Source organism: Ruoffia sp. FAM 20857 (assembly GCF_045528645.1).
GTDB lineage: Bacteria > Bacillota > Bacilli > Lactobacillales > Aerococcaceae > Ruoffia > Ruoffia halotolerans.
Map to the genome: position 1 here is coordinate 44,736 of NZ_JBGQRB010000005.1, position 15,049 is coordinate 59,784.

The 15,049-nt window shown below is 36.1% G+C and carries 15 protein-coding genes; 9 read left to right on the forward strand and 6 right to left on the reverse strand.

Annotation, left to right across the window (positions count from 1 at the left end; all coding sequences use genetic code 11):
* Positions 1-55 precede the first annotated feature (55 nt).
* Complete coding sequence (locus ACEN4N_RS02185; RefSeq protein WP_407089393.1) at positions 56-1,027, reverse strand: S66 peptidase family protein; 972 nt, start codon at positions 1,025-1,027, stop codon at positions 56-58.
* A gap of 288 nt (positions 1,028-1,315) precedes the next feature.
* On the opposite strand from ACEN4N_RS02185, the gene ACEN4N_RS02190 reads away from it, so the two are divergent.
* From ACEN4N_RS02190 to map, 3 genes are all read left to right on the forward strand, one after another.
* Positions 1,316-1,561: a GlsB/YeaQ/YmgE family stress response membrane protein gene (locus ACEN4N_RS02190; protein ID WP_407089394.1), complete on the forward strand. Its 246-nt coding sequence runs from the start codon at positions 1,316-1,318 to the stop codon at positions 1,559-1,561.
* 198 nt (positions 1,562-1,759) lie between these two features.
* Complete coding sequence (locus ACEN4N_RS02195; RefSeq protein ID WP_407089395.1) at positions 1,760-2,518, forward strand: acyl-[acyl-carrier-protein] thioesterase; 759 nt, start codon at positions 1,760-1,762, stop codon at positions 2,516-2,518.
* Between the two features lie 16 nt (positions 2,519-2,534).
* A complete protein-coding gene (map, locus tag ACEN4N_RS02200; RefSeq protein ID WP_407089396.1) occupies positions 2,535-3,290 on the forward strand; it encodes a type I methionyl aminopeptidase in 756 nt (251 codons plus the stop codon).
* A gap of 37 nt (positions 3,291-3,327) precedes the next feature.
* On the opposite strand, the gene galU is transcribed toward map, so the two are convergent.
* The 5 genes from galU to ACEN4N_RS02225 are packed head-to-tail and all read right to left on the reverse strand — an operon-like array spanning position 3,328 to position 7,354.
* Positions 3,328-4,206 (reverse strand): UTP--glucose-1-phosphate uridylyltransferase GalU, encoded by an 879-nt coding sequence (gene galU / locus ACEN4N_RS02205; protein WP_138404968.1) that lies wholly within the window; start codon positions 4,204-4,206, stop codon positions 3,328-3,330.
* Positions 4,199-5,326, reverse strand: a complete 1,128-nt coding sequence (locus ACEN4N_RS02210; RefSeq protein ID WP_407089397.1) for a glycosyltransferase family 4 protein — start codon at positions 5,324-5,326, stop codon at positions 4,199-4,201. Before ACEN4N_RS02210 ends, galU begins: the two co-directional genes overlap by 8 nt.
* 18 nt (positions 5,327-5,344) lie before the next feature.
* A complete protein-coding gene (locus tag ACEN4N_RS02215; protein ID WP_138404970.1) occupies positions 5,345-5,617 on the reverse strand; it encodes a hypothetical protein in 273 nt (90 codons plus the stop codon).
* 26 nt (positions 5,618-5,643) lie between these two features.
* Positions 5,644-6,885, reverse strand: a complete 1,242-nt coding sequence (locus tag ACEN4N_RS02220; RefSeq protein WP_407089420.1) for an aminopeptidase — start codon at positions 6,883-6,885, stop codon at positions 5,644-5,646.
* A gap of 19 nt (positions 6,886-6,904) precedes the next feature.
* Positions 6,905-7,354, reverse strand: coding sequence for a flavodoxin (locus tag ACEN4N_RS02225; RefSeq protein WP_407089398.1), 450 nt, complete (start codon positions 7,352-7,354; stop codon positions 6,905-6,907).
* A 202-nt stretch (positions 7,355-7,556) separates the two neighbouring features.
* Between ACEN4N_RS02225 and galE the strand changes: the two genes are divergently transcribed.
* The 6 genes from galE (at position 7,557) to ACEN4N_RS02255 (ending at position 15,048) form a co-directional block, all read left to right on the forward strand.
* Positions 7,557-8,573, forward strand: coding sequence for a UDP-glucose 4-epimerase GalE (gene galE, locus ACEN4N_RS02230; RefSeq protein WP_407089399.1), 1,017 nt, complete (start codon positions 7,557-7,559; stop codon positions 8,571-8,573).
* A gap of 15 nt (positions 8,574-8,588) precedes the next feature.
* Positions 8,589-9,563, forward strand: coding sequence for an LCP family protein (locus ACEN4N_RS02235; RefSeq protein ID WP_407089400.1), 975 nt, complete (start codon positions 8,589-8,591; stop codon positions 9,561-9,563).
* A gap of 7 nt (positions 9,564-9,570) precedes the next feature.
* Positions 9,571-10,995, forward strand: a complete 1,425-nt coding sequence (locus ACEN4N_RS02240; RefSeq protein WP_407089402.1) for an LCP family protein — start codon at positions 9,571-9,573, stop codon at positions 10,993-10,995.
* A 159-nt stretch (positions 10,996-11,154) separates the two neighbouring features.
* Positions 11,155-12,306 carry a glycosyltransferase gene (locus ACEN4N_RS02245; protein ID WP_407089403.1) on the forward strand — a complete coding sequence of 384 codons (1,152 nt, stop codon included), beginning with the start codon at positions 11,155-11,157 and terminating at the stop codon, positions 12,304-12,306.
* A 14-nt stretch (positions 12,307-12,320) separates the two neighbouring features.
* The gene (locus ACEN4N_RS02250; protein WP_407089404.1) at positions 12,321-13,739 is read left to right on the forward strand and encodes a lipopolysaccharide biosynthesis protein; all 1,419 of its coding nucleotides are present in this window, start codon (positions 12,321-12,323) and stop codon (positions 13,737-13,739) included.
* Between the two features lie 19 nt (positions 13,740-13,758).
* Entirely contained in the window at positions 13,759-15,048 is a 1,290-nt protein-coding gene (locus tag ACEN4N_RS02255; protein ID WP_407089405.1) for an O-antigen ligase family protein, read from the forward strand.
* The last annotated feature ends 1 nt before the right edge of the window (position 15,049 follow it).

Below are 15,049 nucleotides of genomic sequence, written 5' to 3' on the forward strand. Positions count from 1 at the left end.
ATAAAGAACCAGCGATTCCAATATGGGCATCGCTGGTTTTAGTTTTGATTGAAAATTAACCTTGAACAACTGAAAGTGAAAGAGCAGCTGTGTTGATAGCAACTGTTCCACCAATAGGGAATGTAAAGATTGGTTGAGTATGACCGAAGTTCACATTGTAGATGACCGGAATGCTTTGTAAAATCGAATGCTTATTCAATATGTAGTGAAGTGTATCTTCACTCATGTCTGATTCTTTAGGAAAGCGACCAATAATAACGGCAGCAGGTTCAGGATAAACTTGTAATAATGAAGCCAGATTTCTGGCAAAGTCAAAGGCATCGTTTTCTTCCGCACTTTCGATAAATAAGATCGCATCATCGACTTGAGGCATATATTGAGTCCCTTGAAGTAAATTAAAAGTATTTAAATTACCAACAATAGCAGTTCCGCTAGCCTTACCACTTGAGTATTCTGTCCATTCATTTTCTTTTAGATCCCGAGGTTTTTCTGGAATAAACCATTCATCACTCGTATAGAAGTCGCTTGGATTTAAGTTATAAGAATGTTTAGTTATCGCCGCTTGCCAAGCATTAGTCTGATAATCCTGAAGTTCCTTCATCTTAAAAGAGGAATAGGCTGGACCACTATAAGTTACTAAACCTGTTTTAGCAAAAATAGCATTTTGCAAAGCGGAAGTATCAGAATAACCACAAAGTATTTTTGGGTTACTTCTAATTAACTCATAGTCCAGATACGGTAGTAATTCATTCGAATTAAACCCACCAATCGAAGTTAAAATCATTTTAACTTGAGGATCACGAAATGCATCGTGTAAATCTTCGACGCGACTTTTAATGGAAGCTGAATTCATTTCATCCATCTCATCGATATGCCGACTGTAGCTAATCGTGTAACCGAGATCTGCGAAGTATTTGACGAGCTTCTCGTTATCAGCTTCAGAATTCACGCGTTTAATTGAAGAGCTAGGGCTCAACACGCGGATTTCATCATTAAATTGTAATTTACTTGGGTATATTTTTCCCATGTTATCCCTCCAACTGACATAATACTTTACATATTATAACAGAAAGATGATAATCATTATATAAAATGAAAAACAGGGCAAGTAAGGGATAAAAATTGAGGATATATATTGTGAACTGAATGTTAACAAAAAACATTGTTACATCAACGTTTTAAAGACTTATTTATAATTTTTTCAAAATGAAAGCCTGTTCTCAAGCCTTTATATTCGCAATAATAGCCACAAGTTGATATAATAAAGTTACAAAATGAAAATGTTTTGTATAATTAAAAAAAGGAGATGAATAATATGGGTTGGTTATGGTCACTAATCGTCGGTGGTATCATCGGATGGATAGCTGGAATGATTATGGGACGCGATATCCCAGGCGGTGTAATTGGTAATATTATTGCTGGTTTCGTCGGTTCATGGATCGGGAATCAATTTTTATCAGGCTTTGGTCCTGAAATTGGTGGATTGTTCATTATTCCTGCACTACTAGGTGCGGTCGTTCTTATTGCAATTGTTTCATTTATCCTACGCCAAATGCGTTAATATTTATTTAAATGATTAAAGCTAGTCGGATTCTATCCGACTAGTTTTTTTAGTGTCATAAATAAGCAAATATAGGACGATTAAAACGAGCAACTCTTAAATATTCAATAATCCTTTTTTATTATGCTTCTTTTCTGTTAGTTATGAATTTTTTTGGTATAATTGTTTTTATAGCAATATTAGGGGGTTACAGGATCGATGGAAGATTCAAAGTTAAAAGTAGTCAGCAAAGAATTGGTTGTAACAGATGATTTGATAATCCCTGGAACGACTCAAATCGATTTGACAAAGATATTAGAGAAAGCCATGGAAGTAAGTGGCTTACATGATAATTATTTACAGAATCAATTGAATGTTAAATTCATTCAAGAAAATCATACATGGGTCATCACTCAATATGAGATTCGAATTCTTAAAGAAGCAGAACTTAATGCTACACTTGAGATTGATACACGACTCATTGAAGTTAACCGTTTCTTCTGTACTCGACGTTATAGCGTTGTGAGTGATGGACAATTGTTATATGAAGTATTCGCTAAGTTCGCAGCCATTGATATGGAGAAGCGTCGAATAGTTAGAATTAATCCAGCTCCTTTAGAAACGGAAGATATTATTGACTCATCTTATACAATTGAATTTTCGAAGATTAAAGCATTCACGAATGTGGCAAACGAAGAAGATATTCGAGTTGGTATTGATGAAAGTGATATCGATGAGAACTTGCATGTGAATAATCTGGTCTATCTGAGGTGGGCGTACCGTACTATTCCGTCTAATATTAGCAGAAACTACAAGATGAAACGCATCCAAGTTAAATACGAGAAAGAAATACTCCCACAAGACACTGTGGCTATCTGTAATCAAGCTGATTTGGAAGAGAGTAAACAAACTCAACAAGTTATTTTTAATGAGAGCAATAATAAGATAGCAAGTGTCATAAATATAGAATGGGAATAAAAGAAAGGGAATAAGAATGATTACTTTAAAATCACAAAGAGAAATAGAACAAATGACAGAATCTGGAGAGATATTAGCAAGTATTCATGAAGAATTACGCGACTTTATCAAACCAGGGGTTACGACGAATCAGATTGATAAATTCGTTCAAAAACGTATTGAAGGCGCTGGGGCAGTCGCAGCTCAAATTGGTTACGAAGGGTATAAATACGCAACATGTATTAGTGTGAATGACGAAATCTGTCACGGTTTCCCATCAGGGTATGTACTTAAAGCCGGTGACATTGCGAATGTTGACTTTTGTGTTGACTTAAATGGTGCAATTTCTGATAGCTGTTGGACATACGCTGTTGGAGAATTAACTCCAGAGCACCAACGTCTAGTTGATGTCACTTATAAAGCATTAATGTTAGGTGTCGAACAAGCTGTTGTAGGGAACCGTATTGGAGATATCGGTCATGCAATTCAAACTTATGCAGAAGGCGAAGGTTTCGGTGTTGTTCGTGACTTTATTGGACATGGTATTGGCCCAACAATTCACGAAGAGCCAGCAATTCCTCACTACGGTTTAGCTGGGAAAGGTCTACGCTTAAAAGAGGGTATGACCATTACAATCGAACCAATGATTACAACGGGAACTTGGAAGATGAAAATGGATGATAATGGTTGGACTGCTCGTACGCGTGACGGTGGATATTGTGCACAATTTGAACATTCAATTGCAATCACTAAAGAAGGCCCAGTTTTAATGACAAAGCAAAAAGGTGAATAGAAAAATTGAGGGAGTCCATTCGGATTCCCTCAATTTTTTATGCTTTAAGTTCTTTACCTAAGGCAATGATATGTTGTTTTAATTCATCTTTAATTTCTGGATGATCCAGACCAATTTCGACACTCATTTCAAGGAAGCCAAATTTACTTCCTACATCATATCTTTTACCATCAAAGCGTTTAGCAAAGACGCGTTGCGATTTGTTTAATGTATCGATCGCATCAGTTAATTGAATTTCGTTACCAGCACCAGGTGCTTGGTTTTCTAAAATTTCAAATATTTCTGGAGTTAATAAGTAGCGTCCAATAATAGCCAAATTACTTGGTGCATCTTCTGGATTTGGTTTTTCAACAAAACGCTCCACATTATAGATCCCTTCAGCATATTCACGTTCTGGTGCGATGACACCGTATTTGTTTGTATCTTCATAAGGTACTTCCATAACCGCAATGTTAGACGCATGTGTTTCGTCATAAACATTAATCAGTTGCTTCGTTAATGGAACCTCACTTTGCATCACGTCATCACCTAGCATAACAATGAATGGTTCATCACCAATGAAAGCTTTTGCTTGAAGAACTGCGTGGCCCAGACCTTTAGGATAAGCTTGGCGGACAAAGAATAAGTTAACATTGGTTGTATCGTTAACAATGTCTAACAAATCTTCTAAGCCATTTTCTCTAAGATGTTCTTCTAGTTCGATATTTGAGTCGAAATGATCTTCAATCGGACGTTTACTTTTACCAGTTACAATTAAAATGTCTTCAATACCTGAAGCAACAGCTTCTTCAACAATAAATTGAATCGTTGGTTTATCTACAATAGGTAACATTTCTTTTGCCATTGCCTTCGTTGCAGGTAAGAATCGAGTTCCTAAACCAGCAGCAGGTATCACTGCTTTTTTTACTTTACTCATTGATAGACTCCTTTGTAATTAATTGATATAAGTTTAAATATTCTTGATTAATCTTATCCCATTTAAATCTTTGCATTTGTTCCATCGCTTGTTGAGACATTTGTGCATAATTTTGACGAATGTAATCAACCGCTTGATTGAACTCAGTTTGACTTTTATGATCCACACTCATCCCAATTTCTTTGTTGGGGAAGAAATTATCAAAGCCTTCACCTTTTGTATAAATGACTGGCAAGCCTTGGCTCATTGCTTCTACATAAACAAGACCAAATGTTTCAGGGTAGGAGAGCATTGCAAAAATATCCATCGAGCGATATAACTCTTTCATACTTTCCATATCTTGTTTACCATGATAAGTAACGACCGGCATTTGTTGTAACTCTTTTAGAATGGAATCGTCCCAACTTGGACCGATAATATGAAGTTCAGCAGGCGAGTGTTCTGGAGAATAACTTTGAACTAATCCAGCTAATTCTACGAAACGCTTCAATGCCATAATCTTACCGGTTGTGACGATTCTTAAAGGTTGATGCAAGTTAGACTTTTTATCTTTATAACGATTATCATGCCAATAATCACTGACACCATTTGGAATAATATGGGCTTTTTCTTTTAGAGTAGCTTGTAGAGAATCAGGGATGTATGTTTCAAAAATTTCGTTGTAAGTATTTTTTGAAATAAATACAATTTTTGAAGCATGCTTTAAGATGTTAATCCCAGTTTTTCTCATCCAAGGCATTCTTTGAAAGAATGTGCGCATATCGGCATTACGAACAGCAACGACATATGGAATATTATATTTCTTATGAAGTTGCAGTGCGAGCCAACCGTTTGAGAATAATGAATGCGCGTGAATTAATTGATAAGACTCAAAGTCATAACGAGTGAGTAAATCCGTTAATATTAAATGATGTTTAATCGGGAATACCCAACGAGTCAGTTGATGATGATTTCGACTGACCGTAGTATATTCTCCACTCGTTGATAACCTGTCTTCTGGATATTGATGCGGGATCGGTACATAAACATCAATATCAATATCCGACTCAACTTGGCGACTATATAATTGGTTAAATAGGCCGGAAGTTGAGAAGTATGAATTTATATGTAATATTTTCATGAAAAAATCCTTCTAAAATTATTCAGCCTCTAATTCTTCAATTCGAATCTCATAAGATTCGATTCGTTCTTCAAGACTTTCGATTTGTCCGAGTATTTCATTCGAAGAGGTATATGTATCAACTTCGGGAACCCTAAATATTTGCATAAATAAATATAAAGTAATAAAGAAAATGACAATGACGATAACTAAGAAAAACCAACCATTACGATCAAATCGTCGGTCAAATTGTTCTAATCGTTTTACTAGCTCCTGCTCTAACGCGTTTCCAGTTTTATTCTCATCTGACATACAACATACCTCCTAGTTTTTTGAGCTTAAAAAGCCCATTCCCCATTTCTAAAGATTGGAACAACTGTACCGTCTTCTTTGATACCATCAATGTTCATTTCTCCGTTACCAACCATGAAGTCAACATGGACGTTTGAACGGTTTAAACCAGCGTCTTCTAGTTGGTCACGATCCATTTTAGCTCCGCCTTGAACAGATGTTGCATAGGCTTGTCCTAAAGCTAAGTGGTTTGATGCGTTTTCGTCGAATAAAGTATTGTAGAAGATAATTGCTGATTGAGAAATTGGTGATTTGTGTGGTACTAAAGCAACTTCACCTAATGATTTTGAACCTTTGTTATCATTGATTAAAGCTTTAAGTGTTTCTTCACCTTGTTCTGCAGATACTTCAACAACTTCGCCATCTTTAAAGTTGAAAGTCATACCATCGATCACTGTTCCACCATAACTTAATGGTTTAGATGATGTAATTGTTCCTTCTGCACGACGGAAATCAGGTGCTGTAAATACTTCTTCTGTTGGCATATTAGCAATGAATACTTCGCCGTTTTCGTTCACACTTCCAGCACTTTCCCATACGTGATTTTTTGGTAAACCAAGTGTAAAGTCAGTTCCAGGACCAGTGTAGTGTAATTGATCAAATTGTTCAGCATTTAAGAAGTCTGCTTTTTCGTTTAATGTTGATTCATGAGCATCCCATGCTTCAACAGGGTTTTCTTCATAAACACGAGTTGTTTTGAAGATTTGGTCCCATAATGCATCCACTTGTTCTTCAGTTGTCTCTAATTCTGGGAAAACTAATTTTGCCCATTCTTCACCCGCTCCGGCACATACTAACCAGCTCACTACGTTTGCTTGAGTGGCGTTACGTACTTTTTCTAATGCTTGAGAAGATGCTAATTGGCTTTCGCTAATTTTTTTAGGGTCAACACCTTTTAAAGCGTTTGGATTTGATGAGCGAAGTGCAATGCGTTTCGCGCGTTTATCTAATAGATCATGTGCTTTATCAACTTTGTATTGAGGAATATCCGTTAATGTTTCAACGTCTTGTCCTTCATAGTTAACGCGAGTGATGATGTCATCTGACCAGTTTACGATCACTTTTTTCGCACCAGATTGGTATGCATTTTTAACAACAAGGCGAACTAAAGGTGCTTGCTCAATATCAGCATTGATAAGTACGTAATCGTCCTCACCAACAGCAATCCCTTTATTCACGATTAAATCTGCATATTTGTTTAATAATGTATCAAAATTTTCTAACACAATAAATTCCTTCTTTCCCTCATTAGTTTTCATATTTGGCGACAATGTCATCAGCAAGTTTCTTAAGAAGTTCTTCATCTTCTTCTTCAGGGTAAAGATTAACCTTTACGCCTGTCCCGCCTTTAACGGCACCCGCTTTTTCAAATTGTTCTTCAAAGTCATCTACGGCACTGCAGAAGACAGGGTAGAAATCGTCACCTGAACCAAACACACCATACACTTTCCCAGACAGGTCCAATTCCGCCAATTCTTCATGGAATTCTTCCATCTCATCGGGTAGAACACCGTCAACACCGTATGTGTAACTTCCCACTAAGACGATATCATAGTCTAGGAAATCCTCTGGCTCTGAAAGCATTACATCTTCCATTGTTACATCGATGCCATCCTCTTCGAGCTGGGCAGACACAATTTCAGCACATGCTTCCGTATTACCAGTTAAACTTGTATAAATTATCAACGCTTCGGCCATGCATTGCCTCCTTATAATGTAATTCTAAATTATTATATCAAAGATATGTTTATTCTAACAGTTGTTATTCTTAAGAACAGTAAAACACCTACGGAATGAACCAATTATATGAACTTTGTTATAAATGTATTAAGACAATTAAAAGAGACAGAAGTTATGCTATAATATGCCAATGAACAAATAATTATGTGAGGTGTGAATATTGGCTATTTTAGTACCAGGTGGGGCAGGATATATTGGAAGCCACACTGTTGTAGAATTATTAAATAATGGATATGAAGTAATTATCGCTGACAATTATAGTAATAGTAGTCCGATCGCCATAGAACGAATTAAAGAAATTACTGGTAAAGATGTCGTCGCTTATGACGTTGATATTCTTGATAAAGATGGATTAAACGATATATTTGAAAAACATAATGTCGAAGCAGTGCTTCACTTTGCTGCATATAAAGCGGTTGGTGAGTCTGTTGAGAAACCTTTAATGTATTATCACAATAATATTGAAGGAACCGTGTCGCTTTTAGAAGTAATGACTAAGCACAATGTTAAAAAAATTGTCTACAGTTCATCGGCTACGGTTTATGGTACAGAGAATGTGTCTCCTTTAGATGAGACAATGCCAACTTATACAGCAACGAATCCTTATGGATACACAAAAATTGTGAATGAAAACTTATTAAAAGACGTGGCCTATGCGGACCAAGAGTGGGGCGTAACGTTATTAAGATACTTCAATCCAATTGGATCACATGAAAGTGGTTTAATTGGTGAAGATCCTAAAGGCGTACCAAATAACTTAATGCCTTATATTACGCAAGTAGCTGTAGGTAAGTTAGAAGAATTAAGTGTCTTTGGTGACGATTATGATACACCAGATGGCACTGGCGTGAGAGATTATATTCATGTCGTTGACCTCGCTAAAGGACACGTGAAAGCGTTAGAAGAGTTACTCGATTATACAGGAACGAATATCTATAATCTTGGAACAGGCGAAGGTTATAGTGTTCTAGACTTAGTAAATGCTTTTGAGAAAGCAACGAATAAGCCAATTAATTATAAGGTTATCGCAAGACGTCCAGGTGATGTGGCTGAAGTTTATGCGAATCCTAACTTAGCCCACAGAGAAATCGGTTGGAAAGCTGAGAAGACCCTTGAAGAAATGTGTCAAGATAGTTGGCGTTGGCAACAAAACAACCCTAATGGTTATGTAGACTAGTAATGAGGCGATAAAGTGGTAAGGAAACAAAAATTAACAAGAGACAGTTATCCTACCTATGAAGGACGGGTTAAACAAAAGTCCAAGACAAAATGGTTCATTATTCTTTTTATCTTGATGATTTTAGTTATCATTGCTGGATTTTATATCTTCTATCAGTATTCGACGATAGAAGAAACTTATCAATCAACAGTATATGAAGAAGAAATTGTTCCTCATCTTGCTGAGCAACAGGACATAGCAGACGAGGCGCCATATACAGTGTTGTTCGTAGCTTTGGACAATGTTTATTATGATGGTGCTCAAGTTGAGGAAGCCTTATGGTCAACACTTTACTATGTTGATCCAGAACAAAATTCAATTCAAGCGGTGAATATTCCGATGAATTTAATCGTAAGAAGTAACGGCAATGAAGAGGTGAATCTTCTAACTTATGCTGACGGTGGCCTCACAAGTATTAAAGAGACGATAGAAAGTTTATTTGAAGTTGAATTGAATTATATTTCTGCAATGCGACTGCAAAACATTCGTGATATCGTAGATCCAATCGAACCTATTACGGTGAATGTCCCAGTAGATATTGAAGATTTATCAATTAATAGTAATCAAGCAGTTCAATTTAGTGGTATAGAAATCATGAATTTAATTGATGAAGGGAACGAATTACCTACTTTAGAGCAATCGGATCTTCATCATGCGATATTAAACAGCCTTTATACACATTTCTTTAAGTTTGAGAATATATTACAACTTCCAGAAAATTTTGAAAATGCTGAATATGTTATCCAAACTGAGGTGCCTTTTACAAAATTAGTTGAAATTTATCGCAATGATGATTATAATTTAACGAATGTCGACCTCAATGAGTTAGTTCAATTAGAAAGAACTCAAATGGAACATCGATATATATACTTTGCAGACTTGAATGAAATTAAAGAAGTTGTCTCAAGAATGGCTTCTGCTATAGACGAGTTTGCTAATAAGGACTGAGAGTAATTTGAAACGATTTTTTACAACAAATGGTAAATTTAGTATTTGGAAAACAATACGAAATTTAATCATTATAATTATATTAGTTGCTGCAGCTATTGGAGGTTACCTATATGGTAACGTTCTAAACGCAATTAATAATACGAATCAAGACGTAAATGTACAAAACATTCGTGACACAAATGTGCAGATTACTGAAGGAGATCCAATTAATGTCTTAGTAGTAGGGACTGATGGGGGCGCAGAAAGACAAGAGGACGACGGTTATGTGAGTCGATCTGATACTTTAATGCTTATTAATTTAAACCCAGAAACCGGTACAACGAAGATGGTCAGTATTCCGCGAGATACGATTACAAATATTGATGGTCAAGATGAACCCGATAAGATTAATCACGCGTATGCATATGGTGGGATTGATTTAACAATTGATACAGTACAAGATTTCTTACAAGTACCCATAGATTACTATTTAGTAGTGAACATGGACGGCTTATCAGAAATGATTGATGCCATCGGTGGGATAGAAATTGTGAGTCCATTATCTTTTGAATATCGTGGAACTGAGTTCCATGAAGGAGAGCGAAGAGAAGTAGATGGTGTGAAGGCGATGAACTTTGCTCGTATGCGTTATGACGATCCCCAAGGTGAGCTTGGACGTCAGAACAGACAAAAGATTGTTATTAAAGCCATCATTGATAAAGCGTTAAGTTTAGATGCAGTCGTCCAATATCCAAGGCTAATTAATGTAGCTAGTCGATATGTAACGACCAATGTTGATTTGAATGAAGTATTATCAATCTACCAACAGTATCTGCCAGCATTAAATAATATTTCTTCAGTACAATTTGAAACGTTAGAAGAAATTCAAATTGATGAAATTGCCTACTATCACATACCTTTAAATGCTCGAGTAAAAGTTGCGAATGAATTTCGTTATGTGAGCAACATGCCTTCAATTACAGCAAGTGATTTAGAGGATCCACTAGGTATCCAAGAAAGTGAAGAGCGGGCTAAATCTTTAGCGGTTATTATTAATCAATATCCAACAGGGCTTTCGGAAGAAGATTTACAAGAACTGAACGAAAGACAAACATCTTTAGAAACGGCAAGGGAAACAATTGCTCAACCCGCTCCTGTGGAGAATAATAACTCAACACCAAACAACAATGAATATTGGGAAGAACCAGAATATAGTCAACCCACACAACCGACTCAACCGAATTACCCGCCGGAGGAAAGTACAACTCAACCACCGGTAGAATCACAAGAGCCGGAAGTGCCTGCAGAACCAGAATTACCTGAAACTAGTACACCAGATTATGATGACGGTGAAAATGAACAAGAAGGCAGTTATTCTGAAGAAGCTTCTAATTCTACCCAAGCAAATGAAGGACAAAGTTCAAGAACAAATGATTCGAGTATTAGTTAATTGCTAATACCCGAATAAAAAAACGCTGACGACAACACTCACGATGGATTAAATCTTATCATTGTGGGTGTTTCATCGCGTTAAAGAGTCGACTTTAATAATAGATAAGTCAAAGTGCTCAGAATTTTATAGAATGATGTAAGGATGGGGATCGTTAAGATGAGCCAAAAAGTGAATAAACGTATTCTTCATATTATGAGTAGTCATGGTGGTGGAATATCAACATTTATCCGTAATTTAGCAACAGAGATTCATCGATTTGGAATTGTATTTGATGTAGTAACTTACGGACCATGTCCACCAGAATTTGTTGAGGCCATTCGTCGTACAGGTGGCGATGTGTATCAAATCAAGAATCCGAAAAAAGAAGGATGGAGACAGTTTTACAAATCATTCTCACGTGTCATTAAGTTATATCATTATGATGTTATCCATTGTCATATAGCTGGCTACCGTGCTTTAGCTTACAAAACGATTAGTAACTTCCAAAGTGAGGCTGAATTTATTATTCATGCCCATCATTATGTCGATGACAATCAATTAAGTGTCGCACAACGTTTTTTACATTATCTTAACCAGATGATTAACCAAACTGTCTCTGCTAAATTTGTTGGATGCAGTCGCGATGCTGTTCAAGCGCTTTTCGGTTACAAAATCGACCGAAAAGACATGATTATCATACCGAATAGTATTGAGCCTGATGATTTTATATTTGAATCGGAAGAAGAAAATAACTTTCGTGAAAAGGGACGGGAACACTATGGAATATCAAAGGATACCATAGTCGTTGGACAAGTAGGACGACTTGCACCAATTAAAAATCATGTCCTAACTTTACAAGTAGCTGAAATAGCAAAACTAAAGAAATTAAATATGAAGTTCATTATCGCAGGTAGTGGAGAACTTGAAGCAGAGTTAAAAGAACGAATTAAAATGAATCAATTAGAAGATTATGTTCAATTAGTTGGACGTATCTCACCGATTGCAGAATTATTTCCGGTCATGGATGTACTTTTATTCCCATCAATTAACGAAGGATTAGGTACGACGGCTATTGAAAGTCAAGCGGCGGGAGTGCCCGTTGTCTTATCGCATACAATTCCGATGGAAGTGGAACTGGGGCTTAATTTATTGCATCGAGTTAACCTAAGTGCTGCGCCAAGTGATTGGTTGAAAGAAGTACTTAAAGCGTCTCGAGAAAGAAAAGTAGATTCAAGTGAGCGTTTAATGGCGCTTGAGAGAAATAATTACACGAATATTCAAGCGGCTAAGCTATATGCAACGTCAATAGCCCAATACACTAATTATTAAAGGTGATATAAATAATGAAACAATTTATGAAAAGGTTAGCGGGCTTTAGCTTAGGACCAATCTTAGGTGCAGCTATTTCCTTGATTTTGTTCCCCATATTTACAAACGCACTCCCAATTGAGGAGTATGGTCGAGCGGGAACATTCGAAACCTTAATTTTACAAATTCCCAATTTTATATATATTGGGATGGATCAAGCGTTTACTCGCGAATATAACCATATGGATAATAAAAGAAACTTGATGCAACAAGCGATGCTTCTACCTTTAATGTTAGGTGTGTTTCTTGTTGCAGTGTCAGCAGTTTTTTCAGTTCCATTTTCTGAATGGCTGTTCCAATCAGGGGATTACTACTACATCGTTTGGTACGCTGGAGTTTGGGTGTTAGCAACGATTGTAGAGAGATTTTTACTTTTAAGTATACGAATGCAAGAAAAAGCCGTCGAGTTTTCGTCCTATAGTTTACTACTTAAAGTTGGAAACTTTATTGTATCTATGGGAATGATTTTCGCTGGAGTGAGAGACTTTAGAGCCGTTGTTTATGGTTTGATTTTTGGTCAAATCTTAGCCGACTTAGTCTTATTTGCACGTTACAGAAATTTATTGGATTTTCGCGCTTTTCAAATTGATCCAAAATTAATTAAGAAAATGTTCCTCTTTGGAACACCGATTATGATTGCGAGCTCTTTAGCTGCTGCACTTAACTCCATTGATATTATCGTCTTGACTGAGTTTTCAAGTTTAACGGATATCGGAATTTATAAAGCAGGGAGTAAAATCGGAAGCATTATCGGAATTTTAAAGACGGCCTTTGCGAGTTTTTGGATTCCGACAGCCTATCGTTGGTACGAAGAGAATAAATCGATGAAACACTATAAATTTATTAGTGATATTATCTTATTCTTATTATCTGGCTTATTCTTCGTTATCTTAGTCTTAAGATATCCAATCTCATTAATCTTAAGTCCAGATGGTGAATATGTAGATGTTCAATACATTATGGGGCTCTTAGCATTTCCTCATATTATGTATACTTTGTCTGAAACAACGACATTGGGAATCGTATTTTCAAGAAAAACACATTATAATATCTTTGTAAGTATTATGTCCTTAGTAGTAAGTGTCATTATTAACTTATCCCTGACTCCATTTATTGGTTTCAGAGGGGCCGCATTAGCTTCAACCGCAGCCTATGTTGTTTTCTATCTTGCAAGAACGTATTTTTCAAGTCGGACTGGTTTTTACTTTGGACAAAAGAAACAAATTATTACAATGTTAATTATGATTGTTGCTGGTTTAATTAATTTATATCCATTGGATTACAGCATTTTCATTACAATTGGTTTAGGTCTATTGGCATTAGTTGTCCAAATACCAACCATTAAAACAGCACTAGAAATTAAGAATCATCCTGGAGAATGGGATTTTACTTAAAAGTTAGAAGGTGAACAATTTGCGAAAATATTTAATACTGATCGTTGCTTCGGTCTTTTTAGGGACGGAGATATTAGCGATTCCGACACCGGTAGCACAAATTACGATTTATCGTTTACTGGTGATTGGTATGATAGCCATCTTTGGTTATCAAATACTCAAGCAAGATCCAAATATTAAAATCATCCCGAATAATACAGCCACCGTCATTACAGGTATTTATCTTTTTTGGTGGGCCTGGGGAGCAGTGTCAGTCATTTGGACGATTGATGTGATGAATTGGTTCCAAGCAATGTTCTTGCTTACATTAGGTGTAAGCAGTGTAGTTGGTTTGTACTTGTGGACGAATGATTTAGTCACTTGGAAAGTTCTGATTAAGACAGTTTGGATTATGATGACATTTTTAGCACTTTGGGGTTTTTATGAGATTCTTACGAATCACTATGTTTTCGCTAATTTAGAAGCGTTAGATAAGAACAATACCTTTGCTACTCAGCCATCATCTCGTATACCGGTAACGACCTTTACAAATCAGAATGATTACGCAACTTTATTACTCTCATACTTGCCAGTAAATTTAATTATGCTGAATCTCAATCGTCACTCGATTCGACGATATTTATATGTGATTCCAATACTATTAACAGCATATTTAATATATCGAAGTGATTCACGAATGATTTTACTGAGTTTCGTACTTTTCTTTTTTATGGTTATACTATTACAATTTAATTGGGATATAAAAAGAAAGTATATCTTAAGCGCGATAGGTATCGGTCTAGCCCTTATCGTTGGCTTGATTATATTTGTTCCATCGCTAAATGATATGGTCTCGCACTTGTTTTATCTAGGTGGCGATTTCTATAATACAGGCGATTCACGCCGAATTAACCTATGGCGAAATGGTTTAGTATTCCTAGCAGAAACTTTCGGTTTTGGAGTGGGAGCGGGGAATATTGAAATATGGATGGATATGTTGCCATTTTTACCTATTGATGAATTTACAAACATTCATAACTGGTGGCTTGAGATACTGGTCGGTTATGGTGTCATAGTATTTGTCCTATACGTTGTAAGTTATGGCTTATTAATCCAAGCTTTAAACCGACTCCGTCATCATGAATCAAAAGTCATTCGTCAAATTGCAATTAGTTTTATATCGTTCTTAGTTGTATATATCTTTGCGAGTATCACAAGTGCGAATAACATGTTGATTGAATGGCATTGGGTTTACTTTGGAATAATGATTAGCTTTGTGAAGTTAATGGAAATGAAGAACGTCACGAAACCAAAAAAGAATGAGGTATGAA

Coding starts and splice junctions, on each gene's coding strand:
- ACEN4N_RS02250 (WP_407089404.1), top strand. CDS start 12,321: ATGAAACAATTTATGAAAAGGTTAGCGGGCTTTAGCTTAGGACCAATC.
- ACEN4N_RS02245 (WP_407089403.1), top strand. CDS start 11,155: ATGAGCCAAAAAGTGAATAAACGTATTCTTCATATTATGAGTAGTCAT.
- ACEN4N_RS02185 (WP_407089393.1), bottom strand. CDS start 1,027: ATGGGAAAAATATACCCAAGTAAATTACAATTTAATGATGAAATCCGC.
- ACEN4N_RS02190 (WP_407089394.1), top strand. CDS start 1,316: ATGGGTTGGTTATGGTCACTAATCGTCGGTGGTATCATCGGATGGATA.
- ACEN4N_RS02210 (WP_407089397.1), bottom strand. CDS start 5,326: ATGAAAATATTACATATAAATTCATACTTCTCAACTTCCGGCCTATTT.
- ACEN4N_RS02195 (WP_407089395.1), top strand. CDS start 1,760: ATGGAAGATTCAAAGTTAAAAGTAGTCAGCAAAGAATTGGTTGTAACA.
- map (WP_407089396.1), top strand. CDS start 2,535: ATGATTACTTTAAAATCACAAAGAGAAATAGAACAAATGACAGAATCT.
- ACEN4N_RS02215 (WP_138404970.1), bottom strand. CDS start 5,617: ATGTCAGATGAGAATAAAACTGGAAACGCGTTAGAGCAGGAGCTAGTA.
- galU (WP_138404968.1), bottom strand. CDS start 4,206: ATGAGTAAAGTAAAAAAAGCAGTGATACCTGCTGCTGGTTTAGGAACT.
- ACEN4N_RS02225 (WP_407089398.1), bottom strand. CDS start 7,354: ATGGCCGAAGCGTTGATAATTTATACAAGTTTAACTGGTAATACGGAA.